This window comes from Pseudomonas sp. 1L-E-NC-VB-C3, from assembly GCF_057291535.1.
Map to the genome: position 1 here is coordinate 300,467 of NZ_JBXAWD010000002.1, position 26,205 is coordinate 326,671.

Genomic DNA, 26,205 nt, shown 5'->3' on the forward strand with positions numbered 1-26,205 from the left:
TGATCGCTTGCAGGCTCGCTACCACAGGTTCCTTCAGTGGTCGCAAAGTTTGCGTCCGACCAGGATCAATGTGGGAGCGAGCCTGCTCGCGAAGAGGCCGGCACGGGCATCGCATAACTCAGCCGGCCCGCATTACCCCGGCAATTCCAGATTATCCAGCACCCGATTCACCGCCAGTTCCCCGAGCATGATCAGTTGCGCAATCCCCATCAGCGTCCGGCGCTGCGATGGCTTGACCAGTCCGGCGAATTCCTGGGCGATGGTTTTGGCGGAGGCGAGGGTTTCGCAGGCATTGGCCAGCAAGTCTTCGTTTTTGGTGTCGGCGGTGACGGCGTACATGGCGCGGGGGCTGAAGGGTGGCGGGGTGGAGCCGGGTGGGCAGAGGTAGTGGTCGAGGGCGCGATCGGCGGCTTCGTGGAGTTTTTTGGAGTCGAGGGATTCGTAGGGGGAGGTGGGATCGGTTTCGGGTGGGTTGGGTGTTGGTTTGATCATGGTGAGACTCCGTGGTTGATTTAGCCGCCACGGCTCATCGCTAAACAAGTAAAGGTGGCGGCTGTACGCAGGTTAGCGATCCGGGTCACAGAAACCCCGGGTAGACCCGAAGGTCTCCCACGCACAGCCACCATGACATCAAGTGCAGATCGAAAAATGCAATTGAGACTGGGCATTGGTGCGTCTGTAATGAGTCGGATCGCTAAACCCGATCGCTGATTCGTCAGCGACCGCACCACAATAGAACCCGCCCCCAAGGCGCACAAGCCGGCGGATTCTGGCGTAGCTGTAGGCAACGGCGCAAGGATTTGTAGCCTTGAGACCGTATCCGCAGGTGTCTTTTAAACAGCTTCGTTTAAATCAAAGAATTGCGCCGAACCTGATGGCCTCTTCGCGAGCAGGCTCGCTCACACATTGCAATTCATTGCGCCGCAGTCCACCGCACCAGCCCCCATCACCCAACCTCACGGCTGATACGGAATCACCTTGTCCCGGTCCATTTCCACCAACAACTGGTCGAGCATCTGCCGTTTGTTCTCGACCCCGGGAATCGGCACATACCACGTCATCACGCTCCAGCCTTCGCGGGAGTAGTTGTAGGTTTTGAGCAGTTGGCCATCCTTGAAGACCGAGCCGCGCAGGTTGTCCTGGTAGTGGTAGGGCATCGGGAAGGTGAACAGGGTGAAAACGTTGACCAGCGCCAGCCAATTGACCTTGCCGTCGCTGGGTTCGGTGATCAACAGGCTGTAGCCGTTGCGGGTGTAACCGCCGTCGAGCATCGAGAACGCGCCGGTCTTTTTCAGGACGCTGACGGTTTCGCGCTGATGCTGCTCGTCGATGCGCGTATACGCCGGCCCCATTCCGAGCGTGACCGGCACGTAGGCCTGATCGGCATGGTAATCGAGCGGTTGCAAGGTGTTGGCGCAGCCGCCCAGCATCAGTGAGGCACAGAGCAGGCCGGCGACTTTTATCATCGCGCGGTTCATTGCGTGACTGCCGGGATCAGCCGGTCCTGCTGCACATCCTGCGCGAAGGCGCGGGCGATGCGGCCGAGGTTCTGTTCGCGCATCTCGCCGCCCTGATCCAGTAGCCACGTATATTTTTGAGTGATGTTGCGATAGGTGTATTGCTTCAGTCGCTTGTCACCCTGGAACACGGTGAATTCGGTTTGCGTGTCGAATTCGTTCGACAGCGGCAGCAAGAACAACGTCGCGGTGCTCAGCAGAATCACCGGAAACGGCGGCAGGTGACGTTCCACATTAAGTTTGACCTGCACGTTGTACTCGTCAGCTTTACCGCTGCCGGTTTCGATGGTGCGGAACACACCGGTCTGACGCAGGTGGTTGCGCAGGCTGGAGCCGTTTTCCGGGTCATCGACCATAACGTGAATCGGCTGCAGATAATCCTGACCGTCCGTAAGCGTGCGCTCGGGCAAGGTGTTGGTCGCCGCGCAACCGGTCAACAGAGCGGCGGCAGTGAGGGCGATGATTTTTTTCATGGTTTGGCGTCCACGGCAATACCCGGAATGGGGCCGGTGAAGATGTAGGGCTGAGCACTGTTCAGGTCGAGTTTCAGCGGTTGCAGCGTTGGCAATCCTGGCGCCAGACGTTGCGCAATCAGCGCATCGCGGGCGTTCTGATCACTCCAGCGGAACGCGCAGAAACCGGCGGTCAGGCAGAACGAACGGAACTCGCCGATGTAATAGGCCTTGCCGGGTTCCAGGCGCATCGGCAGGTTGAATTTCTCCCGCGCCTCTCTCGAGGTGAAAACAGTGCCTAGCCCAGGTTGATAACGTGCGGAAAAGAACTGGAAATCATAGAACTCGTAATCGCCCGGCTTCAGGGGAAGCACGAATACGCTCGCTGCGCCGACACCGTCCTGAACATCCTGCGGCGTGGAGTAAGCGCCGGCCATTTTCCAGACGCCGGCCGCACCGTATTCGGAACCGCGTTTGCGGAAAAAGATTCGCTGGTTGTCAGCGGCTGATTGCTTGAGTGATTGCGGCCCGATTGAGCCAACGAGATAACTGACTGGCTCGCTTGCCTTGGGTTGCAAGGGTTCGCTGACCCAGGAAGCGCTTTCGGTAATGCAGCCGCTGAGCGTCGCGGCGAGCACGACGGCCGCTCCGAGTTTGAATAGCTGAAACATGTACATCCCTGAATCTGCTTGCGTTGATTGACTACAAACAGGAAGGTCAATCAATGCCTTCCTGGCTTGGCTTTTTATGCGGGGGCGCAGAATAAACGAGGTGATGGCACTTGGCTAGCTACTGTAGGCGCTGCGGTACGCTGAAATCATTTGATTTTGATCTCAAGGAGCAAACTCATGGTTTGTGGCCGACGCAGGAACCTGTGGGCGGGTTGATCGTGTTACCTCAAAAACCCAGCGGGTACTGAACGACCACGTAAATCCGGTCAATATCATCGCCAGCCTGTGCTTCGTTGGCGCGGTGGGTGACGTGCGACAGCTGCACCGACAGATCCTTCGCTGCGCCGGATTGCACGACATACTTCAGGTCGATATCGCGTTCCCAGTGTTTGCCGCCGCTGCCTTGTTGCGGTTGATAGTCGCCGCTGTCGGCGTCGAACGGGTTGTAGGCGCCGCCCTTGGGCGCGTGCGTACCGTCGATGTGGCTGCCGCTGACGTAGCGGGTCATGAAGTTCAGGCCGGGGATGCCGAAGGCGCCGAGGTCGAGGTCGTAGCGGGCTTGCCAGGAGCGTTCGTTGGCGCCGTTGAAGTCGGCGTATTTGATCGAGTTGGCGAGGTAGATCGAGTCGCCGCCGACGAAATCGAACGGCGTGTCGCCATTGATCCGCTGCCAGCCGAGCATCACCGCGTGTGGGCCGAAGTTGTATTTGCCGGAGAGGCTGAAGGCGGTGTTGTCGATCTCGCCGGCCACTGCGCGGCCGGTGTCGCGGGTGTGGTAGAGGTTGGCGTCGAGCAGCACGCCGGACTGTTTAAAATGCAGGTTGCCGTAATACTGATGCCAGGTGTCGCTCAGTTCTGAGGCGTAGAGTGCGCCGCCGATCGGGCTTGAGCTGAACAGATCGGCACCGACGAAGCTGATGCCACCCGCTTCGGTGTTGGCGCCGTAACCGTAGAAATCGCCTTGGCCAGAAGAGCTGTCCTGATTCTTGAACGCGGTGAAATGCCCGGCGACCAGATTGACGTTGTCGAGCTCGGCGCTGTTGAGCAAAAAGCCTGTGGCGTATTCCGGTTGCAGGCGTTTGTCGGAGGTGTCGAAGACCGGGGTTTCCACGGTCATTTCGCCGAAGGCCAAAGTGGTGCGCGAGACCTTGAGCTTGAACGCACCGCCAGCGCTGGAATAGTTGTTTTCACTGCGACCATCGCTGTCGACGGGCAGCAGACCAGTACCGGAGTGGCCCTTGCCGCCGTCGAGTTTCAGGCCGGCGAAAGCGTGGGCGTCGATGCCGAAACCGACTGTGCCCTCGGTGAAACCGGATGAGAAGTTGCCGATAAAGCCCTGTGCCCATTCCTGTTTGTAGTTTTTTCCGGAGGGCGTGGGCGAGCGGTAGTCGTTGCTGAGGTAGAAGTTGCGCAGCAGGACATCGCTTTTGGCATCGTCGAAAAATCCGCTGGCATGGGCGGTGCCGGTCAGACCGCAGAGCATGGCAAGCAGGGTGAGGCGGGAGGGCGCGCGGTTGATCATGGTCAGGGCCGGTGGTGATTCGAATGGCGCTGATGATCGAAGATCGGGAACAAAGAGGATTGGGTTGATGTGCTGAGTTGGCAGCTTTCACCACAAAACCTGTGGGAGTCGGGGGTAGTCAATTAGAACTGTGGCGGCCGTCAGGCCGCCATCGCTGGCAAGCCAGCTCCCACAGGGTTTGTGGGAGCTGACACAGTGCATTAAGCCAGCGGCGGTGTACGCGGTGGGATCTGGCGTTTGCTGCCGGTGGATTCGAAGGCGGCGGCGAAGCGCAGCAGGTTCGAGTCGTCGTAGGCGCGGCCGGCGAAGGTCAGGCCGACCGGCATACCGATATCGGCCATCACGCCCATGGGCACGGTGACGGTCGGAACGCCGAGGTGGCGGATCGCGAGGTTGCCGTTGGCCACCCAGACGCCGTTGCTCCAGGCGATGTCGGCCGAAGCAGGATTGACATCCGCATCGGCCGGACCGACGTCGGCGACGGTCGGGAACAGCACGGCGTCGAGGCCGAGGTTGTCCATCCAGTCTTCAAGGTCGATGCGTCGGGTCTGCTCCAGACCGCGCAAGCCATCAGGCACGGTTGGGATTTCATTCCACGGCGTGATGCCGCGTTCGGCCATGCGCACGTATTCGTCCATGCCGGCGGCCAGATCACCTTCGCGGTTTGGCAGGGTGCCGGGGTCGTGCGGGAAGATCTTCGGCCCGTCGACGTCAACCAGACGATTAAGCTTCGGGTCGCCGTTTGCTTGCAGGAAGTCGTCGAACGCCCACGCGGTCAGATCCCACAGTTCATGATGTAGAAACTCTTTCGACACCAGCCCACGGGTGAACACGGTTGGCGCGCCAGGGCGGTCGCCTTCGCAGTTGGAGACCAGCGGAAAGTCGGTTTCGACGACTTCGGCGCCAGCGGCCTCGAGGGCTTGGCGCGCCTGCTTCCACAAATCAATCACGGACGCGCGGGTGTTGATGCGCTGGCCGGTCGGGCCGCCAATCCCGGGGGCTTCGCTGGTGCCGGCGTCGGGGTCGGCGTTGATGTACATGCGCGGGATGGCGAAGCGTTTGCCGGCCAGGGCTTTGGCATCGGCGGCCAGTTCACTGTACGCAGCCGGGCGCACTTCGCTGACGCGCGGGATCGGCACCCACGGTTGCAGGCGCCAGAGGTCGCCACGGGTGTCCGGGTCTTCGGCGACGACCACGTCGAGCACTTCGAGCAGGTCGGCCATGGTCCGCGCGAACGGCACGACGACGTCCATGGTCGGGGTCAACGGCCAGTTGCCGCGCACCGAAATCACCCCGCGCGACGGGGTGTAGGCGCACAGGCCGTTGTTCGACGCAGGGCCACGGCCGCTCGACCAGGTTTCCTCAGCCAGGCCGAAGGCAGCGAAACTCGCAGCGGTCGCGGTGCCGGCACCGTTGGACGAGCCGGAGGCGAACGGGGCGGTGAGGTAAGCGGCGTTGTACGGACTTTCGGCGCGGCCATAGACGCCGCGTTGCATGCCGCCATTGGCCATCGGCGGCATGTTGGTCTTGCCCAGGCAGATCGCCCCGGCAGCGCGCAGGCGTTCGATGGTGAAGGCGTCGCGATGGGCGACCAGATCGGCAAATGCCGGGCTGCCGGAAGCGGCGGTCAGGCCCTTGACCAGATAACTGTCTTTGGCGGTGTAGGGGATGCCATCGAGCGGGCCGAGGGTTTCACCGTTGGCGCGGCGGGCGTCGGAGGCGCGGGCTTCGTTCAGCGCTTCAGGGTTGCGCACGACGACGGCGTTGAGTGCCGTCGAAGTGTCGGCGCCATCGTAGGCATCAATGCGTGCCAGATAGGCCTGCACCAGCTCCACGGCAGTGGTCTGGCCGGATTCGAGGGCGGCGCGCAGTTGGGCGATGGAGACTTCGGTGACTTCGATCATTGGGTCACCTGTTGAGCGTGGTTGTTTGGGGCAGGGGTATTCATAGCGGTTCTCGTTGCACGGCTTTAAGCGACAAGGTCAAGACTGGCGCCTATTTAACACCAAGCCGCGCTTCGAGTAATCGGCGGGGTGACGGCCCCGCCGATTTTTTCTGCGTCCAGCGGATCATTCATTGATGCGCGGATGCTGCTGGACCAGCACTTTGCGCTTGGCCTCCAACTCGGCGATCTCGGCATCAATGTCTTCGATTTTCTGCTCGATGTTGTCGTGGTGTTCTTGCAACAACTCCTTGGCCTCTTCCAGGTCGGAAGCCGCCGGGGCCGCGCCGCGCAGGGGCTTGTTGGCGGTTTCCTTCATGGTCACGCCAGTGACCAGACCGACCACGGCGATGACCATCAGGTAATAGGCGGGCATGTACAGATCGTTGGTGCTTTCCACCAGCCAGGCCACGGCGGTCGGGGTCAAACCGGCGATCAGCACCGAGACGTTGAAGGCACTGGCCAGCGCGCTGTAGCGGATGTGCGTGGGGAACATCGCCGGCAGGGTCGAGGCCATCACGCCGATGAAGAAGTTGAGCAGCACCGCGAGGATCAGCAGGCCGGAGAAGATCAGGGCGATGCTGCCGCTGTTGATCAGCATGAACGCCGGAATGGCGAAGATGAACAGGCCAATGCTGCCGACGACGATGAAGGGCTTGCGGCCGATCTTGTCACTGATGAAACCGATCAGCGGCTGCACGAAGAGCATGCCGACCATGATCGCGATGATGATCAGTACACCGTGGTTTTCGCTGTAGTGCAGGTTGTGCGTTAGATAACTCGGCATGTAGGTGAGCAGCATGTAATAGGTGACGTTGGTCGCCGCCACCACGCCGATGCAGGTCATCAGGCTGCGCCAGTGTTTGGTCGCGACTTCCTTGAACGACACTTTCGGGCCACCGGCGAGGCCTTCGCGGTCGCCTTGTTCGAGTTTTTCCACGTGCTGCTGGAACGCCGGGGTTTCTTCCAGGGCGTGGCGCAGATACAGGCCGATCATGCCCAGCGGCAGGGCGAGGAAGAACGGAATCCGCCAGCCCCATTCTTCGAAGCGCTGTTCACCGAGAATCGTCGAGATCAGCACCACGACACCGGCGCCGAAGACGAAACCGGCGATCGAGCCGAAATCCAGCCAGCTGCCGAGGAAGCCGCGTTTGCGGTCCGGCGCGTATTCAGCGACGAAGATCGAGGCGCCGGTGTATTCACCACCGACCGAGAAGCCTTGGGCCATTTTCGCCAGCAACAGCAGGATCGGCGCCCAGATGCCGATCGAGGCATAGGACGGAATCAGGCCGATGGCGAAGGTGCTCAGGGACATGATGACGATGGTCGCGGCGAGGACTTTCTGCCGTCCGTATTTGTCGCCGAGCGCACCGAAGAACAAACCGCCAAGCGGACGGATGAGGAAGGGCACGGAGAAGGTCGCCAGCGCGGCGATCATTTGCACGCCGGGATCGGCGCCGGGGAAGAAGACCTTGCCGAGCACATAGGCGACAAAGCCGTAGACGCCAAAGTCGAACCATTCCATGGCGTTGCCCAGTGCGGCGGCGGTAATCGCCTTGCGCATCTTGGCGTCGTCGACAATGGTGATGTCTTTCAAACCGATCGGTTTGACGGTGTTCTTGCGTGATTTCATTGCGCTGTTCCCGCTCGCTGATCCAGATTACCGCTGCGATGCCATCTCCATGATGGCGCCGGCTCTTCTGGCTCAGATACATGCGGACACGAAATAATTCACCGATGGGCTGGAATTAATTTCGACAGGTGGGGCTGGTGGTCGGTGCTCTGAAGGGCTTGGTTGGAGCATTCAAGATAGCGGTTGTCTGAACCAATGCCATCGCGAGCAGGCTCACTCCTACAGTTTCGCGCGGCGAATCACAATTCCCTGATCCAACACAAATCCCCTGTGGGAGCGAGCCTGCTCGCGAAGGCGGCGACACATTCAACATCGCAGTCGCCTGACCCGGCGCTTTCGCGAGCAGGCTCGCTCCCACAGTGGTTTTGTGTTTCGCAGGGACTTATAGCGCAGCCTTCACCTGCAGACCCACCACCAACGCATTGTCGATGTCCTGCCCGGAAAACGCGCCCGGTTCGATGATGTATTGCAGGTTCGGGCGCAGCGTCAGCCATGGGGTGGCCTGGTAGCCGTAGCCCAACTCGATCAACTGCTCGGCGCTATCGAGGTTCGGAAACGCAGCACCATTGGCCAGCGCGGCATCCTGTTGCACATCGCGGCTGCGCGGGTTCGGCACGGCGCGGCCATAGCCCAGCGCCACGGTGTCACGCGGGCGGCCTTCGAACGGTTTGTACAAAACCACGCCGGTGCCGTACCACTTGCTGAACGGCGAGGCGGCTTCACTGGCCGCCGAATACTGACCGAACGCATGCAGGCTGCGGCCCTCGGAGGTCGGCGAACGCCATACGGCCTGATCGATCAACAAATAATGTCCGCCACGCCCGGACACTTCGTCGTCGCTGCCAATGCGTTTGACGTCGGAGCTGTCGTAGTAATAGCCGAGCTTGTACTCACCCGGCAGCTCGCCGGCGTGCTTGTACACCAGCTCGATCGGTACGACGGTGCCGGTGGTGTGCTTCGGCCCCAGATGCCAGGCGCGGCTGGAATTGCCGTTGCTCTCGGGGTCGACGTTGAACGCAGCCACACGCAGTTGCCAGGACGGCGACAGGTCGTATTTGACCCGCACGCCCAAACGCGCGTTGGGGTAGTTGGTCCAGCCGCTGCCGCCGGACATGTTCAGCGGATGGCCGCAAAAACCGGCGTTCATGAAGTTGCACAGAATGCCGCTGTCGAGGCCGCCGAGGTCGTTACCCATGGCCATGTAACCGAGCTTCACATTCAGCGCCGGGGTGAACAGGCTGCGCTCGTAACTCAGTTCAGTCAGGCGCGTGTACAGGCCGCCGTAGTTTTCCTGAATCGGCAAGCGGTTGCCGACCAGATCTTCCGACGCGCTGTTGCCGCGCCGGTCGTTGATGGTCAGTTGCACTTTGCCGGCGTTGTCGACGCCGTAGAGTTTGCTCAGATCAAACTGCACGCCGAGCTTGATGTTCTGCGAGTAGCGCGCCGAACGGTGCAGGCCGCCGTCGGCGTTGTAAGCGGTTTCGCCGCTGTAATCGCCAGTGAACTTGATGCCGTCTTCATCGAGTTGATGACGCAAGCCGCCCCAGTCACCGGTCAGGGTGCTGCGGGTCAGCAGACCGGAATCGCTGGCGGCCAGCGCGGGTAGGGCAGTAGCGCAGCTCAGGCCCAGCAACAGGCCAGTGGAAAGCTTGGTACGAGAAAAGCGAACAGCCGATGACATGTGAATCCTTCCTGCTGAAATCTTTAACGCAATAAAACGGCGACGCGGTGCTTTGGGGCACCGCGCGCTTGGAGGAGGTTGGTTGTGCGGCAGCGAGTTACGGCAGGGCGTAAGCCATCACGTAATCGCCACGATCGGTCGACTGGCGTGCGCCGCCAGCGGTGACGACGATGTACTGCTTGCCGGTCTTCGGCGAAACGTACGTCATCGGGCCGCCCTGGCTGCCGACTGGCAGACGGGCTTTCCAGACTTCTTCGCCGTTGCCGCTGTTGAAGGCGCGCAGGTAGAAGTCCTGGGTGCCGGCAATGAAGATCAGGCCGCCCTGGGTCGACAGGGTGCCGCCGAGGGTTGGCAGACCGATCTTGATCGGCAAGTGCATGCGAATGCCCAGGGGACCGGTGTCTTCAACGGTGCCGACCGGAATCTGCCATGCGACTTTCTGGGTCTTCATGTCGATCGCGGTCAAGGTGCCGAACGGCGGCGCCTGGCACGGAATGCCGGCCACCGACAGGAAGCGGTTCTTGTTCACCGCGTACGGCGTGCCTTTGAGCGGAACAGCGCCCATGCCGGTGTTCAGCGCTTCACCACCGCCAGCGGCCTGGCCTTTGTTCTGCGACGGGATCATCTGGATCCACAGACCCAGGCGCATGTCGTTGACGAAGATGAAACCGTGCACCGGGTCAGTGGAGATGCTGCCCCAGTTCATGCCACCCAGCGAACCCGGGAAGCTCAGCGATTTGTCGGTACCCGGCGCTGTGTACAGGCCGTCGTAGCGCATGCTCTTGAAGTCGATACGGCAGAGCAACTGGTCGTACGGCGTGGCGCCCCACATGTCCGATTCGGTCAGGTGCTGCGCGCCGATCTGCGGCATGCCCACGGATTTCGGCTGAGTCGGCGAGTACGGCTCGTTAGGGATGTTCGCAGCTTTCACCGGTACTTCTTTGACTTCGGTCAGCGGCTTGCCAGTGGCGCGGTCGAGCACATAGATCTGCCCGGCCTTGGTGCCGATGACCAGCGCCGGAACGCTTTGACCGTCCTTGTCGAAATCGATAAGGCTCGGCTGCATCGGCAGGTCGAAGTCCCACAGATCGTTGTGCACGGTCTGGAACACCCAGCGTTCTTCACCGGTGCTGGCGTCCAGCGCGAGGATCGAAGCGCCGTACTTGTGGTCCAGTTCGCTGCGCTCGACACCATAGATGTCGGTGGACGAGCTGCCCATCGGCAGGAACACCGTGTTGGTCGCCGCGTCATAGGACATCGGTGCCCAGCTGTTCGGCGTGCTGCGCACATAGGTGCTGCCGTCGGCCGGTGCGTTGCGGTCCTGCGGGTTGCCCGGGTCGAACGCCCAGCGCATGGCGCCGGTGATCACGTCAAAACCGCGAATCACACCGCCCGGCATGTCGCTCTGCACGTTGTCGGCAACACGACCGCCAACCACTACGGTGGTGCCAGCCATCAATGGCGCGGACGACAACTGATAGTAGCTGTCCGGAACATCACCCAGACCGGCCTTCAGATCGACCTGGCCGTTGTTGCCGAAACCCTGGCAGAACTCGCCAGTGTCAGCGTCGACCGCGATCAGGCGAGCATCGATGGTATTGGTCAGCAGACGACGCTGGCAGTTGGCAGCCGGCGCCGGTTTGGCTTCGATGATCGAAGAGTTGCTCGGCTGAGCGATGGTCGCGGTGGCGTCGAAATAGGCCATGCCACGGCAGCGCTGCCAGACTTTCGATTGCGCGTTGATCGCATTCTTCCAAAGCTCTTTGCCGGTGTCGGCATCAAGGGCGATCAGGTTGTTGTGTGGGGTGCAGATGAATACTTTGTTGCCGACCTGCAGCGGGGTGAGCTGGTCTTCGGCGCCGTTGCCATCGCTCTCGGCGACGTCCCCGGTGTGGTAGGTCCACGCGACTTTCAACTTGTCGACGTTGTTGCGGTTGATCTGGTCGAGCGCGGCGAAGCGGCTGCCACCTTCGGTGTTGCCGTAGTGCGCCCAGTCTTTCTGCGCCTTGGCCGGCTCGACCGGAGTCAGGCCCGGGCCAGTGCCAGTGGCGGCAACGGTTGGGTGGGCGACGAACATGTTGCCCGCCGCAACGGCCACACCGACCGCAAGCACAGCGGCCACGGCATACGCGCCACGACCGGCCACGCGGCCATTGGCGCGCGCCAGCAGCGGGTAGACCAGAGCGACGACCATACCGATGGCGCTGAACATGAACAGCCGCGAGAACACCGGCCAGAACACCAGCCCGGCGTCAGCCACGGCCCAGATCGCGGTCGCCACAAGAAATGCGGCGAACAGCCAGGCGCCTGCAGTTTTCTTCAGTGCGATCAGCACCCCGGAAACGGTCATCGCCAGACCGCCGACCAGGAAGTACCAGGAACCGCCCAGGCTGACCAGCTTCACACCGCCGGCCGCGAGCGCCAGACCGAGCAGGGCGATGATCACGCCAAGGCCGACCAGGATGAACGTTGAAACGCCTGAGACGCGTTGACTGTGGTTCACATTGAAAGTCCCGTTTGAATGAAGCGCGGGATTATAGCGGTAACTAACCATTCAGTTAACCGCAGTTTTGCCATGAAAACGTGCACTTCTGTGAATCAAGCGTGGTGCAGGATTAGCAAAACGCAAGTTGAGAGGGGTTTCTCGAGGTTTCAGCAGGAGGGGCGGATTGAGCGTGGTATTGCAATGCACATGCTTGGACACCGCGCTGGATTCACCCCTCACCCCAGCCCTCTCCCCGAGGAGAGGGAGCCGATTTGTGGGCTTTTTGAGACCTGTGTTCGCCTCGGTATCTCAGGTCGGTGTAACTCGCGCATTCAACTCGGTCAGTCGTCTCTCCCTCTGGGAGAGGGAGCCGATTTGTGGGCTTTTTGAGACCTGTGTTCGCCTCGGTATCTCAGGTCGGCGTTACTCGCGCATTCAGCTCGGTCAGTTCCCTCTCCCTCTGGGAGAGGGCTAGGGTGAGGGGCTTTTGAGGTTGGCCGCGATGGCAACCTTGCCCTTGGCCCGGCCTTGTTCAACGTAGTGCAAGGCGTCAGCTATCTGATCGAACGGAAAAGTACGATCGATCACCGGTTTGATCACCCCGGCCTCAATCAACGCAGTGATTTTCTGCAACTGGATGCCGTCGGCACGCATGAACAGAAACGAATAACCCACCCCACGCTTGCGCGCCTTGCGCCGAATACCACTGCTGAGCAGGCGCATCACCACCCCGAGCAGCCACGACAAACCCTGCTCCTGAGCGAACTGCGCAGTCGGCGGCCCTGACAGGGAAATCAGTTGCCCGCCCGGTTTCAACACCCTCAACGATTTTTCCAGCACATCGCCGCCGAGGCTGTTGAGCACCACGTCGTAGTCGCGCAGCTCAATGGCGAAATCCTGCTGTTTGTAATCAATCACCACATCAGCGCCCAGCGCTTTGACCCACGCGACATTCGCCGTGCTGGTCGTAGTCGCAACAAAAGCGCCGAGGTGTTTAGCCAGTTGAATGGCGACCGTGCCAACGCCACCGGAGCCGGCGTGAATCAGCACCTTCTGGCCTTTTTGCACGTTGGCGACTTCGACCAATGCCTGCCACGCCGTCAACGCCACCAGCGGCATGCAAGCCGCCTCGGTCATGGCGAGATTGGCGGGTTTCAACGCGACCGCTGTTTCATCGACAGCGATGCGTTCGGCAAACGTGCCAATCCTGTTATCAGGCGCACGCGCATAAACCTCATCGCCCGGCTTGAAACGCTTGACCGCCGCACCGGTGCTGAGCACCACACCGGCGACATCGTTGCCCAATATCAAAGGCATTTGATAGGGCAGGATCATCTTGAATTCGCCGCTGCGAATCTTCAGATCCAGCGGGTTGACGCTACTCGCGCGCACTTCGATCAGCACGTCGTGAGCGCCAACCAGCGGTTCGGGCAGGTCGCCAATCCGGCCGTTCTGCTTGCCGTAGCGCTCGATGAAAAATGCCTTCATTGCGGATGCTCTTGTCGGTAGAAACCCGCCGGCATAGCGGCGGGTTTGAATGAGGTCAGGCCTGAGTCAGATAACGTTGCGCAACAGCCGACTGGCGGATCTGCCCCAACAGGCCCTGCCGCGCGGTTTGCAGGGCATCCCAGCGCTCGCCCTCGTGCAGCGGCGGGATGGTCACGACTTCGCGACGGTCGAAGCCGACCAGCGCGGCATCGACCATGTCGCCGACTTCCATGATGTCGGTGAGGGTGTTGATGTCGATACCGGCGCGGTCCCAGATTTCCGTGCGGGTGGCGGCGGGCAGGACCGCTTGCACATACACGCCTTGTGGCGACAGTTCCAGGCTCAGGCCTTGAGAGAGGAACAGCACGAACGCCTTGGTCGCGCCATACACCGACATGCCGAACTCCGGCGCCAGGCCCACCACCGAGCCGATGTTGATGATCGCGCCGTCGCCGGCCTTGGCCAAGCGCGGGGCGATGGCGCTAGCCAGCCGCACCAACGCGGTGGTGTTAAGCGCGACCAGTTGCGCCACGCTGTCGGTGCTCTGCTCGATGAAGGTACCGGACTGCGCGGCGCCGGCATTGTTGACGAGGATACCGATGCGCGCGTCGCCACGCAGACGCGCCTCGACGGTTTGCAGGTCGCTCAGTTGCGTCAGGTCGGCCTGTAGCACTTCGACATTGACGTTGTGCTCAGCGCGCAAACCGGCGGCGAGGGTGTCCAGGCGCGCCTGGTCACGGGCGACCAGCAGCAGATCGTGCCCGCGTTGGGCGAAACGTGCGGCGTAGACCGCGCCGATGCCGGTGGAGGCGCCAGTGATCAAAACAGTAGGGCGAGTAGTCATGGTGTGGGCTCTTTGTCAGTTGAAGACTGATTGCGGGCCTTTAGGATGATGACCCAAATCTAAACTGTCAACGGTTTTGATTATGGCCAACATCTATGTATCATCTGCGCATGATTTTTCAGCGCCGGAGGTATTCAATATGCGCGTATCCAAAGCCCAGGCTCAGGCCAATCGCGAGCACATTGTCGAAACGGCTTCGGTGATGTTCCGCGAACGCGGTTATGACGGGGTCGGCGTGGCTGACCTGATGGCGGCCGCCGGTTTTACTCACGGCGGTTTCTACAAACACTTCGGCTCCAAGGCCGACCTGATGGCCGAAGCCTCGGCCAATAGCCTGGCGCAGTCCACGGCCGCCGCCGAAAGCATGAGCGTGCAGGATTTCATCGACGTGTACGTGTCGCGCGACCATCGCGACGGCCGTTCCACCGGTTGCACGATGGCGGCGTTGTGCGGCGATGCGGCGCGGCAGTCCGGGGACGTGAAAGCGGCGTTCGCTGAAGGCATCGAGCGCACGTTACAGACGCTCGGCGAGAAATACCCGAAGGCAGCGGATGCACCGCAAGGTGAGGGCCGAACCCGGATGATCGATCTGCTGGCCCGCGCGGTCGGGGCGATCATGCTGTCGCGGGCCTGTCCGGATGACTCGGCGCTGGCCGATGAGATTCTGACGGTGTGTCACGCTTCGATGACGGCATCGTTGCCAGTCATCGAGGCGCCCTCACCCTAACCCTCTCCCAGAGGGGACTGACCGAGCTGTTTGGGCGATTTACGCCAGACGCTGATATCGGGTCGAACTCCGGTTCTGAATGCTCCATAGATCAGCTCCCTCTCCCTGGGGAGAGGGCTGGGCGGGCGGCGTTCCGATGAGGGGTGAATCCGGCGCGATACCAAAGCCGAACGCCAGCACTTCGCCTCAGAAACTCAAGCGTGAAACGGATAATCGACATAACCACGCTGATCGCCGCCGAAGAAACTGCTCGGATCCGGCGTGTTCAGTTCAAGCCCGCCGTGCAGCCGACGCGGCAGGTCCGGGTTGGCCAAAAATGGCCGGCCAAAGGCAATGATGTCGGCGCGATCGGCGTTCAACGCCTGTTCGGCGGACTCGGCGTCGTAACCGCCAGCGAGGATCAGCACGCCGTTCCAGGTCTGGCGCAACTGGGCGATGATCGCGTCCCAGCGCGGGTCGAAGTTTTCGTCCTTGACCGTGCCGACCATGGCCGGCTCGACCAGGTGCAGGTAGGCCAGATTCCACTGGTTGAGCGCTTCGACCAGATAACCGAAGGTCGCTTCGGGCGTGTCATCGCCCATGCCCATGAAGCGGCCCATTGGCGTCAGACGCACGCCGACGCGCTCGGCGCCGACTTCATCAGCGACGGCGGCGACCACTTCGAGCAGAAACCGCGCACGATTCTCGACGCTGCCACCATAAGCATCGTCGCGCTGGTTGCTGTTGCTGTTGAGGAACTGGTCGAGCAGATAACCGTTGCCGGCATGGATCTCCACGCCGTCCATGCCAGCGTTCAACGCGTTGCGCGCAGCGCGGCGGTAGTCTTCGACGATGTCGGCGATTTCCGCCGTTTCGAGGGCGCGCGGCACCGGCACATCGCCCCACACGCCGTTGCCTTGTTCATCAACAATAAACGTCTTGCCCGGCACAGGCAGGGCGCTCGGCGCCACCGGCAAACCGGCGTCCGGCTGGAAGCTGGGATGCGAGACCCGGCCGACGTGCCACAGCTGCATGAAGATCAGACCGTTCGCTGCGTGCACCGCCGTGCTGACTTCGCGCCACGCCTGGACTTGCGCATCGGTGTAGATCCCCGGCGTCCACGCATAGCCCTGGCCCTGTTGGGAGATCTGCGTGGCCTCGGTGATGATCAGCGCAGCACTGGCGCGTTGGCGGTAGTACTCGGCGTTCATTGCAGTCGGCACGTCGCCCGGCTGGCCAGCGCGCGAGCGAGTCAAGGGCGCCATCGCCACGCGATGGGCAAGGGTGTAAGGGCCGAGTGCGATGGGTTGGAACAGGCGACGGGTCATGGGTAGCTCCGGATGTCGATGACTAGGGTTCAAGCGCGGCAGCCAAGTGCCGCGCGCTGTGCAGGTAACTTAACCGGGGGCGGCGGGGCTGATAATCCGTGGCCGGCGCTACGCAGTTTTGCGCGCAACGCAACGGCACCCGCGCTCATCGGTGACGAACGCGGGCGTGGTTCAGGCGGGTTGGGTCGAGCGAGTCAGCGGCAGATTCAGCCAGCGCCGGCCGGTGGCATTGCTGACCGCGTTGCCGAGGGCAGCAGCCATTGGCCCTTGGACGATTTCGGCAGCGCCGAGGAAGGGTTCGCCCGGTTGATCAAGCAAATGCACATCGACTTTTTTCGGCAATTGGGTGAAACGCAGAATCGGATAACCGCTCCAGTCGTAGCTGCGAATGCCGCCCGCGTCGTAGGCGACTTGTTCGTAGAGCGTCCAGCTGGCCGACTGGACAATGCCGCCCTCGACCTGATTGCGCAGGCCATCGGGGCTGACGATCTGGCCGACGTCGACCGCCGTGACCACATGATCGACGCGAATTTCGCCGGTCTGCGGATGCACCCGCAGTTTCACCGCGAGGGCGCAGTAACCCATGATGTTCTTGTAGCGGGCGAAGGCAAAACCGATCCCCGCGCCGGGCTCGTTGCTCTTGTGGGGCCAGCCGATTTCATCACGCACGCGCTCGATCACGGCGCGGGCACGCGGATCGCTCAGATGGGCCAGGCGCAACGCCACGGGATCGAGTCCGGCCTTGATCGCCAACTCATCAATACCCGCCTCGATCGCAAAGACATTGATGTGCGCACCGAGCGAGCGCATGGCCGAAGTGCGGAACGGCATGGTGGTGACGAAATTCATGTTGATCCGCGTCGCGCCCAGTTCATACAGCGGCACCGCGTTGCGATCACCGTCACCTTCGGGCTGAGCGATTGGCACCGACGGCGCCGAGGCGAAGGGTCTGGCCAATAGACGTGCCGGCAGCAAACGCCCGGCATTGACGATGCGTTCGTTGTGCGGCGTGGTCCACAGCTCGTAGTTCCAGTCCTGCAAACGGCCCTGACTGATGCCGGCATCGACTTCGGTGACCATCGCCGAACTGTATGGCTCCCAAAGGTTTTCCTGCTCGCGCATCCATTGCACGCGCACCGGCGTGCCCGGCAGGCGCATCGCGATCAGCGCGGCATCGGCGGCGGCATCATCGGCGCCGTTGTGGCCGTAGCAACCCGAGCCTTCGGTATGAATGCAGCGCACACGCTCCGGCGGCAGACGCAGCATCTCGGCGATACCAGCGCGCAATGGATAGACACCCTGGGTGTGCGTCCACACCGTGAGCACGCCGTCGTTGAACCAGGCCACCGCACAGGACGGGCCGATCGAGCCGTGCATCAGATACTGCTTGGTGACCCGCGCCTTGAAGCGCGTTTCGGTCGCGCCGCCGGGATTGCCGTTGTTGCTGATCGGATAGCGCTTGGAGGGCAGCTGCTTGAGCAAATGGTGAATCCCGGCGGCTTCGGGAATCGCCTCGCCACCACTCCACTTGGCACTTTCCATGCCGGCGCGCATGGCCTTGATCGCTTGCCACTCATCACCGGCGACCACGGCCAGATAGTTGCCGTCGCGAATCACTTTGACCACGCCGCTGAGCGCTTCAATCGATGCCGTATCGAATGCCTGCAGCGTGCAGCCGGGACGCGGCGGGCGAATCACCCGCGCATGCAGCATGCCCGGCAGGCGCATGTCTTGCACGAACGCCGCGCCGCCGCTGACCTTGGCCGGAATGTCCAGACGCGGCAGGTTGTGCCCGATCAGCTTGAAGTCGGCCGCTGCCATCGCCGGTGATTGCGCCTTGGCGTATTGGTGCACATCGACATGCTGGACTGCTTCGGCATAAGCCATGCGCTGAGCGGCTGGCCCTTCGATAATGCCGTCGCGAGTGCTCAGTTGCGCAGCATCGACTTGCCAACTGCGCGCAGCGGCATCGACGAGCATTTCCCGCACCTGCGCGGCAGCGTTGTACAGCGCGGTGCCGCTGTCGAAAATGCTGTGGCTGCCGGCGGTGTAGCCTTCGTTGGGCGTCAGTGCGGTGTCGGCGGTTAGCAAGTTGATCGCGCTGGCCGGCACCTGCAAGCGCTCGGCAGCGATTTGCAGCAACGCGGTTTTTACTCCAGTGCCCAATTCGACTTTGCCGGTGTACACGGTGATGCCGTCGGCGCCGATGCGAATCCACGCGTCCAAGTAAGGGTTGGTGCGCAGGCTGCCGGGCAGATCGGGGGCCAGCACTACGGTGCCGAGGGTGTCGACTTCGGTGTCGGCCAAGGCCCGCCGCGCCATTGGCATCAGGGTAAAAGCCATGAGCAACGCGCCGCCGCGCAGGAAGGCCCGGCGGCTGGGGTTCAAGCCGTTTGCTTCGCTCATGTCAGGCTCCCGTTATGCCCGGCCACCTGTTTGATCGCCTCGATGATGCGCAAGTGCGTGCCGCAACGGCACAGATTGCCGGCCATGTGCTCGCGGATGGTTTGTTCGTCCGGGTGCGGATCACGTTCGAGCAACGCCTGCGCGCGCATCAGCATGCCGGCGATGCAGTAACCGCATTGCGCGGCCTGCTTGTCGATGAACGCCGCTTGCAAAGGGCCGGGTTTCTCTGCGCTGCCGAGGCTTTCCACGGTGCGGATCTTTTTTCCTTCAAGGCCTGCGCAAGGCGTCAGGCAGGCGAACACCGGCTGGTCGTCGACGATCACCGTGCACGCGCCGCACTGGCCCAGGCCGCAGCCGTACTTGGCGCCGTTGAGGTTCAGGTGATTGCGCAGCGCATACAGCAGCGGCATGTCCGCTTCCAGCTCCAGCGCTTGGGTGGCTCCATTGACGGTGAGAGTGATCTGGCTCATTTCGTCTCCTGACGTAACGCTTCAATAGTGGAAGAAAGGTCAGTCCATGGCTGCTCGGGTCTGGCTTGCTCGCGCAGATACGCCGCCAGTGCGCCGAGCTGGGCGTTGTCGAGGCTGGCGGCGAATGGCGGCATCACCGGGCCGGGCGCGCCGGGAATGGCGGGCACGCCTTCGAGCACGGTCTTGAGAAAGTTGCGCGGGCTGGCCGCTTGCAGCGCCGAAGTGCTTTGCAGGCCTGGGCGGCCGTCGATTTCACGCATCGGCGCGGCGGGTGCGTGACATCCGGCGCAGGCGCTGCTGAAGAGCAGGGCGCCGCTGCTGTGATCCGCTGGACTGCTCGGCGGCTTTTGCGCAGTGATTTCGGTCACCGCGTGCGGGCTTTGCAGGCTCAGCAGGTAGTCGGCAATCGCCTCGACTTCACTGGCCGGCAAGCGCGCCAGACTCAGGCTGACCGGACGCATCGGGCCGGCGGGTGTGCCGTGACCATCGACCACGTCAGCGCGCAGGTAGCCGACCAATTGCTCGCGATTCCATGGATTGGCGCGTTGCTGGAGGCCGACCAGTGCCGGCGCTTCCCAGCCATCAACGCTGCCGCCCTGCAGATACTCCGAGGATTTCTCCGCGCCGATCAGGTTCAGCGGCGAATGGCAGCCGGCGCAGTGGCCCGGGCCGTCGGCCAGATAACGTCCGCGATTCCATGCCGCGCTGTGTTCGGCCAGCGGCGTCAGTGGCTCGCCGTGCAGAAACAGCAGGTTCCAGAACGACACCAGCGGGCGGATGTTCATCGGGAAGTTCATCTGATTCTGCATGGCGGGCGCGTGTACGGCGGGGCCGCTCATCAAGTAGGCATAGGCGTCGGCGATGTCTTCGGAGCTCATGCGCCGGTAGTGCACGTAAGGAAAGGCCGGGTAGAGAAAGTGGCCGTCGCGGGCAATGCCTTCGCGCATCGCCCGCTCGAAGGCCGGCAATGACCACTCGCCGATCCCGGTCTGCGCATCTGGAGTGATGTTGGTGCTGTACAGCGTGCCGAACGGCGTCACCAGCGGCAGCCCGCCGGCCAGGTATTCGCCGCCGGGGCGGGTATGGCACACCGCGCAGTCGCCGGCCTCGACCACCCGTGCGCCGCGTTGCAATTGCGCAGTATCGAATGACGTCGGCCGTTTGATTGGCGCGATCGCCGGGCGCCACATCAGCGCGACGGCGACGATCAGGCCGAGTACCGCGAGCACGGCGACGCTGATCCACAGGGTTCTGGATTTGAGCAAATGGCTGTTCATGGTCGGCAGAAAAACGCGGCGGACAGTGGCAGGACGAGTGCAGTGCGGGTCATGGAAACGCTCCTTGTAGCAGCCGGGGGAAGGGCGCCGATGCGGACGTCTGCGCCAGGGCCAAAGCGTAGAGAAGACCCTTGCAGTGGAGAATCACTGGCCCGCGCAACAGCGCGTTGCGCCACAAGCAACGTTGCGCGCCGCGCATCAGTGCGTTGCCAGTGGCACGGATTCTCGCCCCCGCCGGCTCACCGTAGCCTTGGCACAACTTTCCCGAACTCAACGAGGTGTCACCATGCTTACGGGCAACCCTGCCGTTGCGGCCCCCGCCGAACAGCCTGCTTCACTCTCCGGCCTGATGGTCGCGTTTCTGGCATTTTGCTGCGGCGCGGTCGTCGCCAACCTGTATTACGCACAACCCATCGTCGAACTGATCGCGCCGCAGATCGGCCTCTCCAGCGCCAATGCCAGCCTGATCGTCTCGCTGACGCAGTTCGGATACGCGGTGGGCTTGTTGCTGCTGGTGCCGCTGGCCGACCTGATGGAAAACCGCCGTCTGGTGGTCGGCTTCACCCTCGCCGCCAGCGTGACGCTGTTGTGCGCTGGCCTGACTCATTCGCCGTCGCTGTTTCTGCTGCTCTCTTTGCTGATCGGCCTGACGTCGGTTGCGGTGCAGATCCTTGTGCCGCTGGCCGCGCATCTGGCACCGGAAGCCAGCCGGGGCCGCGTGGTCGGCAATATCATGAGCGGCTTGCTGCTGGGGATTCTGCTGTCGCGGCCGCTGTCGAGCCTGTTGGTTGAAGTATTCGGCTGGCGCGGGGTGTTTTACAGCGCGGCGGCACTGATGGCGGTGATTGCGTTGATTACCGCTGTGGCATTACCACGCCGGGTGCCGACGCACAAAGCCACCTATGTCGCGTTGATCGGTTCGGTGTTTGCCTTGGCCCGACGCTTTCCTGTGTTGCGCCAGCGTTCGCTGTATCAGGGTTTGCTGTTCGCCAGTTTCAGCCTGTTCTGGACGCTCGCGCCGATTGAGCTGATGCGTCACCACGGTTTCAGCCAGGCGCAGGTGGCGATCTTTGCGTTGGTCGGCGCGGTGGGTGCGATTGCTGCGCCGATTGCCGGGCGTCTGGCCGATGCCGGGCACGGTCGTCGCGGTACCTTGGTGGCGTTGCTGCTGGCGCCGCTGTCGCTGTTGATCGCCGCGTTACCGGGCAGTGGTTATGTGTGGCTGGTGGTGTGTGCGGTGCTGCTGGATTTTGCCGTGCAACTGAACATGGTCCTCGGCCAGCGCGAGGTCTACGCCCTCGACCCGCACAGCCGCGCACGCCTGAATGCGGTGTACATGACCAGCATCTTCGTCGGCGGCGCCCTCGGTTCACTGGTCGCCAGCCCGCTGTACGAACACTTCGGCTGGAACCTCTCGGCCGTCGCCGTAGCGGTGTTGCCGGCGCTGGCGCTGGCGTTGTTCCTGAGCCGCAAGGCTGATGGCTGAGGGCGCGATGAGGCCCGGCAAGCACGACGATACAAGACGTGTCGCGAGCACTGATGCACAATCAGCGGCGTTCCCTCACCACCGGATCCCGCTTATGGACAAATTGCTGGCCTTGAAGATGTTTGTTGAAACCGTGCGCTGCGGGGGCTATTCCTCGGCGGCGCGCAAGCTTGGGATTTCGACGTCTTCGGTGACACGGCAAGTGGCGGGGCTGGAAAACGAGTTGGGCGCCAGCCTGCTCAATCGCACCACGCGCAATACCAGCGTGACCGTCGCCGGCCAGACCTATTTCGAGAAGGCCGTGGCCATTCTCGATGCTATCGACGAAGCCGATGCGGTGGTCGCCGATCGTGGCAGTGAAGCACAAGGCCGCTTGCGCATCAGCGTGCCGGTGGAGTTTGGCCGCCGGCTGATCGCGCCGCACCTGAGCCGCTTGCTTGAACGCCATCCCGGGCTGGAGATCAGCCTGTCGTTGAGCGATCAGGTCAGCGATTTGCTCAGCGAGCAGATCGACGTTTCAGTGCGGCTCGGTTCCACGGTGGTCAGTGAAGACATCGTCAGCAAACGCGTCGGGCAGTTTCAGCGTTGGATTGTCGCCAGCCCGGATTATCTGGCGCGCAGCAGCGTGCTCGAACATCCGCGGGATCTGCTTGAGCACCAATGCCTGCGTTTCGATTACGGCGGCAGCCATCATCACTGGACCTTTCAGGGCGACGAAGAGCCGATTCAGCTCAACGTTGCGGGACGCCTGCAAAGCAACAACGCCGACATTCTGCGCGAAGCGGCGATTGGCGGTGGCGGGGTGGCGCTGCTGGCCGACTGGCTGGTGCGCGACGACGTCGCCGCCGGGCGCCTGACGCGCTTGCTTGAGCACTACGAGGTCAATCCCGGCAGTGCCAGCAGTTGCATCAACGCGCTGTACTTGCCCAACCATCGTGGTTCGAGCCGGATCAACGTGTTCATCGATTTTCTCGTGGAAATCCTCAAACCCGCCGCACCTGCCGCTTAGCGCTGCACACTCTGTTGCTGCAGCCGCTGCACACTGCTTGTATGCTTGCGCCCCGGAACACGTGGCCGCCGTGAGTGCCGACGTTCGAATGATGGCTGGAATGGATACCGGACTTCCTTAAGGTACTGACGTGAAGCGTGATACTCGCCTTGTAATGCTCCTGCTGCTGGTGATTGGCTGTTCCCTGACTTCACTGACGATCTGGAAAGTCTGGTCTTCGCGCGAGCGTGCGCTGGCCGAGGTCGACGTGCATGGCCTGAACCTGACCCAGGCGCTCAACACCTACACCGAAGGCATTGTCCGGCAAAGCTCGCTGCTTTTGCTCGGGTTGGTCGAGCGCCTGGAAACCGAGGGCAACGGCCCGGCGCAGATTCAGCGCATCCAGAGCCTGATCGACCGCCAGCAGCCGCTGATGCCACAGCTCAGCGGCATCATCATCTATGACCGGAACGGGCATTGGCTGATGTCCTCCAATCGGCCGATTCCGGAAGGCGCCAACAGCAGCGACCGCGCCTATTTCATACATCACCGTGACAGCCCGAGCCGCGAGCCGTTCATTGGCCCGCCGATCCAGAGCCGTGCCAATCACGAATGGGTGGTGACCATCAGTCGGCGCTTCAACGACGATGGCGGGCAGTTCGCTGGCGTGGTAGCGGTGACGCTGGGGGTGGAAAACTTCCTGCGGGTGTTCGGCAAACTCGACGTTGGCCAGGACGGCGCGATAGGCCTGTCGTACACCGATGGCACGCTGCTGGTCCGCTATCCGTTCCGCGAGCAGGACATGGGTCGCAACTTCTCCAAATCGCCGATCTACGCCAAATACCTCGTTGACCGCTCGGTCGGCACTGCCTCCTACACCTCCAGCCTCGACGGTGTCGAGCGGCTGTACGCGTTCCGCAAAAGCGAAACGCTGCCGCTGATCACCACCGTGGCCCTGGGCAAGGACGAAGCGCTAGCGGCGTGGCGCATCGAAGCGGCGCTGTCGGCGGTGGTGGTGATCGGGCTGCTGGGGCTGACCGGGTTGATCGGCTGGTTCCTGATCCTTGATATCCGCCGCCGCACCGAGGCCGAAGAAGCCTTGCGCGATGCCCAGCAGCAATTGCTCGCGTCCAATCGGCAGCTGGAATTACTGGCGCTGAAGGACGCGCTGACCGGCCTGGCCAACCGCCGCTGTTTCGATGAAACCCTGACGGTGGAAGCGCGGCGGGCGCAGCGTGACGGGACCTCGCTGGCCTTGCTGATGATTGATATTGATCACTTCAAATTGTTCAACGATGCCTTGGGCCACGTTGCCGGCGATGCTTGTCTGCAAGCGGTCAGCAAGATCCTGGAAGGCTGCGTGCGACGCCCCTCGGATCTGGTCGCGCGCTACGGTGGCGAGGAAATGGCGGTGATCATGCCGGCCACCGACAGCGCCGGCGCGACGGTGGTGGCGCAACTGATGCTCGAGCGTTTGCAGCAAGCGAACATCGCCCATCCGGGCAGTCCGTTTGCTCGGATTACGGTGAGTATCGGTATGGCGGTGGGGACGGGCGCGCAGCTGGATTCGCTGCCGGCGTTGATCCAGACCGCCGATCAGGCGCTGTACCGCGCCAAAGCGGCGGGGCGCAACGGGATGGCCGGGCAGGCCTGAGGTGCACTAGAAAGCTTCGCCGTTATCCAGTTTCGCCAACAGCATCTGCCCGCGTTGCCACAGTGCATCCTGCTTGGCCAGCGGCATGCGGTCGAGGTTCTTGTACATCATGCCCATGCGCTGATTGCCACGCAGGATATCGCCGTGGCGCATGAGGAAATGCCAGTACAGCGCATTGAACGGGCAGGCATCGTCCGCGCTGCTTTCCTTGACCTTGTAGGCGCAGTCGCCGCAGTAATCCGACATTCGATTGATGTACTGGCCGCTGGCGCAGTAAGGCTTGGAGCCGAGATACCCGCCGTCGGCATGCATGACCATGCCCAGGGTGTTGGGCAGTTCGACCCAGTCGAAGGCGTCCATGTAGATCGCCAGATACCACTCACAGATTTCCTTCGGCGCAATCCCGGCGAGCAAGGCAAAGTTGCCGGTGACCATCAGCCGCTGGATGTGGTGCGCATAGGCATGTTGCAGGCTTTGGCCGATGGCCTGGCGCATGCAGTTCATCTGTGTCTGCCCGGTCCAGTAGAACTCCGGCAGCGGGCGCGTGTTGCCAAACACATTGCCCTCGGCGTAATCCGGCATCTTCAGCCAGTACACACCGCGCACGTATTCGCGCCAGCCGATCAGTTGCCGAATGAAGCCTTCGGCAGCGTTGAGGCCGATGCTCCCTGACCAGTAAGCCGCCTCGACATCGCTGCACAGCTGACGCAAATCGAGCAGGCCGATGTTCAGCGCCGCGCTGATCCGCGCGTGAAACAGGAACGGCTCTTCGCTGGCCATGGCGTCCTGGTAATCACCGAAGCCGGCCAGCGCATAGTCGAGAAAGTATTGCCACAGGGCCTGAGCATCGGCGTGGGTCACCGGGTAGTTGAAGTCGTCCAGCGTGCCGTAATGGCTGGCGAAGCGCTCGCCGACCAACGCCAGCACCTCTTGGGTGATTGCGTCATTGGCGAAACGTGCCGGGTAGGGCGGTTTGGCGTGTTTGGGCAGCGCCTTGCGATTCTCCGCATCGAAATTCCACGCACCGCCGACCGGCGTACCGTCCCCGTTCAGCAGCAGCCGACTCTTGCGCCGCATCTCGCGGTAGAAAAACTCCATTCGCAGCTGCTTCTTGCCGCTGGCCCAGTTGGAGAACTCTTCGCGAGAACAGAGGAAGCGGCTGTCTGAATGCCAGTGCACGGGCAAGCCCGAATGTTTGATTGACTGCTCAAGGCGCCAGTCGCCGCATTCGGTGATGTGGATTTCGTCGGCACCAGTGAGGGTTTGCCAGCGCTGCAATTCGCCGGGGATGGAGCCGCGGTTGTCCGGGTCGTCGAGGCTGACGTACTGGACGCGGAAGCCTTTATCGCGTAACGCCTCGGCAAAGTGGCGCATGGCGCTGAAGATCAGAGCGATCTTTTGCGGATGATGGGCGACGTGGGTCGCTTCCTCCATGACCTCGACCATCAGCAGCAGGTCTTGCTGGGGATCGAGTGGCTGCAGGGAGGCCAGGTCGAAAGACAGCTGGTCGCCGAGGATCAGGAGCAAGCGGTGGGCAGGGGGCATGGAGCTAAGTCCGGTGAACGATTCGAACTCCAATAGTTATACAGATTGTTTGTTATGTATAGGTTTAGCGGCCACTGACATCCTATTGTGGGAGCGAGCCTGCTCGCGAA

Annotated in this window: 20 protein-coding genes; 4 read left to right on the forward strand and 16 right to left on the reverse strand. The window is 62.3% G+C overall.

All coding sequences use genetic code 11. The annotated features are described in order from the left end of the window. Nucleotides 1–132: 132 nt before the first annotated feature. The 11 genes from AC0Z5Z_RS04700 to AC0Z5Z_RS04750 all read right to left on the reverse strand — a co-directional run bounded on the left by AC0Z5Z_RS04700 (nt 133) and on the right by AC0Z5Z_RS04750 (nt 14,235). Nucleotides 133–492 (reverse strand): DUF6124 family protein, encoded by a 360-nt coding sequence (locus tag AC0Z5Z_RS04700; RefSeq protein WP_150635198.1) that lies wholly within the window; start codon nt 490–492, stop codon nt 133–135. A gap of 464 nt (nt 493–956) precedes the next feature. After that, nucleotides 957–1,466 (reverse strand): hypothetical protein, encoded by a 510-nt coding sequence (locus tag AC0Z5Z_RS04705; RefSeq protein ID WP_016774812.1) that lies wholly within the window; start codon nt 1,464–1,466, stop codon nt 957–959. Between the two features lie 8 nt (nt 1,467–1,474). Further along, nucleotides 1,475–1,990 carry a hypothetical protein gene (locus AC0Z5Z_RS04710; protein ID WP_375122215.1) on the reverse strand — a complete coding sequence of 172 codons (516 nt, stop codon included), beginning with the start codon at nt 1,988–1,990 and terminating at the stop codon, nt 1,475–1,477. Beyond that, nucleotides 1,987–2,640, reverse strand: coding sequence for a hypothetical protein (locus AC0Z5Z_RS04715; protein ID WP_056786867.1), 654 nt, complete (start codon nt 2,638–2,640; stop codon nt 1,987–1,989). The genes AC0Z5Z_RS04710 and AC0Z5Z_RS04715 overlap by 4 nt, the downstream gene beginning before the upstream one ends. A 226-nt stretch (nt 2,641–2,866) precedes the next feature. Continuing rightward, on the reverse strand, nt 2,867–4,162 hold the full coding sequence (locus tag AC0Z5Z_RS04720; RefSeq protein ID WP_485610764.1) for an OprD family porin: 1,296 nt from the start codon (nt 4,160–4,162) through the stop codon (nt 2,867–2,869). 200 nt (nt 4,163–4,362) lie between these two features. Continuing rightward, complete coding sequence (locus AC0Z5Z_RS04725) at nt 4,363–6,066, reverse strand: amidase (RefSeq protein ID WP_485610765.1); 1,704 nt, start codon at nt 6,064–6,066, stop codon at nt 4,363–4,365. A 165-nt stretch (nt 6,067–6,231) separates the two neighbouring features. Then, on the reverse strand, nt 6,232–7,737 hold the full coding sequence (gene proP, locus AC0Z5Z_RS04730) for a glycine betaine/L-proline transporter ProP (protein ID WP_041480305.1): 1,506 nt from the start codon (nt 7,735–7,737) through the stop codon (nt 6,232–6,234). 382 nt (nt 7,738–8,119) lie between these two features. Then, nucleotides 8,120–9,418 carry a carbohydrate porin gene (locus tag AC0Z5Z_RS04735; RefSeq protein WP_095180070.1) on the reverse strand — a complete coding sequence of 433 codons (1,299 nt, stop codon included), beginning with the start codon at nt 9,416–9,418 and terminating at the stop codon, nt 8,120–8,122. A 97-nt stretch (nt 9,419–9,515) separates the two neighbouring features. Next, complete coding sequence (locus AC0Z5Z_RS04740) at nt 9,516–11,921, reverse strand: glucose/quinate/shikimate family membrane-bound PQQ-dependent dehydrogenase (RefSeq protein WP_485610766.1); 2,406 nt, start codon at nt 11,919–11,921, stop codon at nt 9,516–9,518. Between the two features lie 453 nt (nt 11,922–12,374). Further along, on the reverse strand, nt 12,375–13,391 hold the full coding sequence (locus tag AC0Z5Z_RS04745) for an NADP-dependent oxidoreductase (protein WP_485610767.1): 1,017 nt from the start codon (nt 13,389–13,391) through the stop codon (nt 12,375–12,377). A gap of 55 nt (nt 13,392–13,446) precedes the next feature. Continuing rightward, on the reverse strand, nt 13,447–14,235 hold the full coding sequence (locus tag AC0Z5Z_RS04750) for an SDR family NAD(P)-dependent oxidoreductase (RefSeq protein ID WP_485610768.1): 789 nt from the start codon (nt 14,233–14,235) through the stop codon (nt 13,447–13,449). 139 nt (nt 14,236–14,374) lie between these two features. On the opposite strand from AC0Z5Z_RS04750, the gene AC0Z5Z_RS04755 reads away from it, so the two are divergent. Continuing rightward, nucleotides 14,375–14,962 (forward strand): TetR/AcrR family transcriptional regulator, encoded by a 588-nt coding sequence (locus AC0Z5Z_RS04755; RefSeq protein WP_485610769.1) that lies wholly within the window; start codon nt 14,375–14,377, stop codon nt 14,960–14,962. Nucleotides 14,963–15,156: 194 nt separating this feature from the next. Here the strand turns inward: AC0Z5Z_RS04755 and AC0Z5Z_RS04760 are convergent, their stop codons facing one another. The 4 genes from AC0Z5Z_RS04760 to AC0Z5Z_RS04775 form a co-directional block, all read right to left on the reverse strand. Then, nucleotides 15,157–16,269 (reverse strand): alkene reductase, encoded by a 1,113-nt coding sequence (locus AC0Z5Z_RS04760; protein WP_485610770.1) that lies wholly within the window; start codon nt 16,267–16,269, stop codon nt 15,157–15,159. A 171-nt stretch (nt 16,270–16,440) separates the two neighbouring features. Then, a complete protein-coding gene (locus AC0Z5Z_RS04765) occupies nt 16,441–18,675 on the reverse strand; it encodes a xanthine dehydrogenase family protein molybdopterin-binding subunit (protein ID WP_485610771.1) in 2,235 nt (744 codons plus the stop codon). Next, the gene (locus AC0Z5Z_RS04770; protein ID WP_236168780.1) at nt 18,672–19,145 is read right to left on the reverse strand and encodes a (2Fe-2S)-binding protein; all 474 of its coding nucleotides are present in this window, start codon (nt 19,143–19,145) and stop codon (nt 18,672–18,674) included. The genes AC0Z5Z_RS04765 and AC0Z5Z_RS04770 overlap by 4 nt, the downstream gene beginning before the upstream one ends. Beyond that, a complete protein-coding gene (locus tag AC0Z5Z_RS04775; RefSeq protein ID WP_485610772.1) occupies nt 19,142–20,410 on the reverse strand; it encodes a c-type cytochrome in 1,269 nt (422 codons plus the stop codon). Before AC0Z5Z_RS04775 ends, AC0Z5Z_RS04770 begins: the two co-directional genes overlap by 4 nt. Before the next feature lie 298 nt (nt 20,411–20,708). On the opposite strand from AC0Z5Z_RS04775, the gene AC0Z5Z_RS04780 reads away from it, so the two are divergent. The 3 genes from AC0Z5Z_RS04780 to AC0Z5Z_RS04790 all read left to right on the forward strand — a co-directional run bounded on the left by AC0Z5Z_RS04780 (nt 20,709) and on the right by AC0Z5Z_RS04790 (nt 24,550). Then, nucleotides 20,709–21,908, forward strand: coding sequence for an MFS transporter (locus AC0Z5Z_RS04780; protein ID WP_485610773.1), 1,200 nt, complete (start codon nt 20,709–20,711; stop codon nt 21,906–21,908). Nucleotides 21,909–22,002: 94 nt separating this feature from the next. Continuing rightward, a complete protein-coding gene (locus AC0Z5Z_RS04785; RefSeq protein ID WP_485610774.1) occupies nt 22,003–22,917 on the forward strand; it encodes a LysR family transcriptional regulator in 915 nt (304 codons plus the stop codon). Nucleotides 22,918–23,047: 130 nt separating this feature from the next. Then, complete coding sequence (locus AC0Z5Z_RS04790) at nt 23,048–24,550, forward strand: sensor domain-containing diguanylate cyclase (protein ID WP_073476240.1); 1,503 nt, start codon at nt 23,048–23,050, stop codon at nt 24,548–24,550. A 6-nt stretch (nt 24,551–24,556) separates the two neighbouring features. Here the strand turns inward: AC0Z5Z_RS04790 and AC0Z5Z_RS04795 are convergent, their stop codons facing one another. Further along, the gene (locus AC0Z5Z_RS04795; protein WP_485610775.1) at nt 24,557–26,095 is read right to left on the reverse strand and encodes a cryptochrome/photolyase family protein; all 1,539 of its coding nucleotides are present in this window, start codon (nt 26,093–26,095) and stop codon (nt 24,557–24,559) included. Nucleotides 26,096–26,205 lie beyond the last annotated feature (110 nt).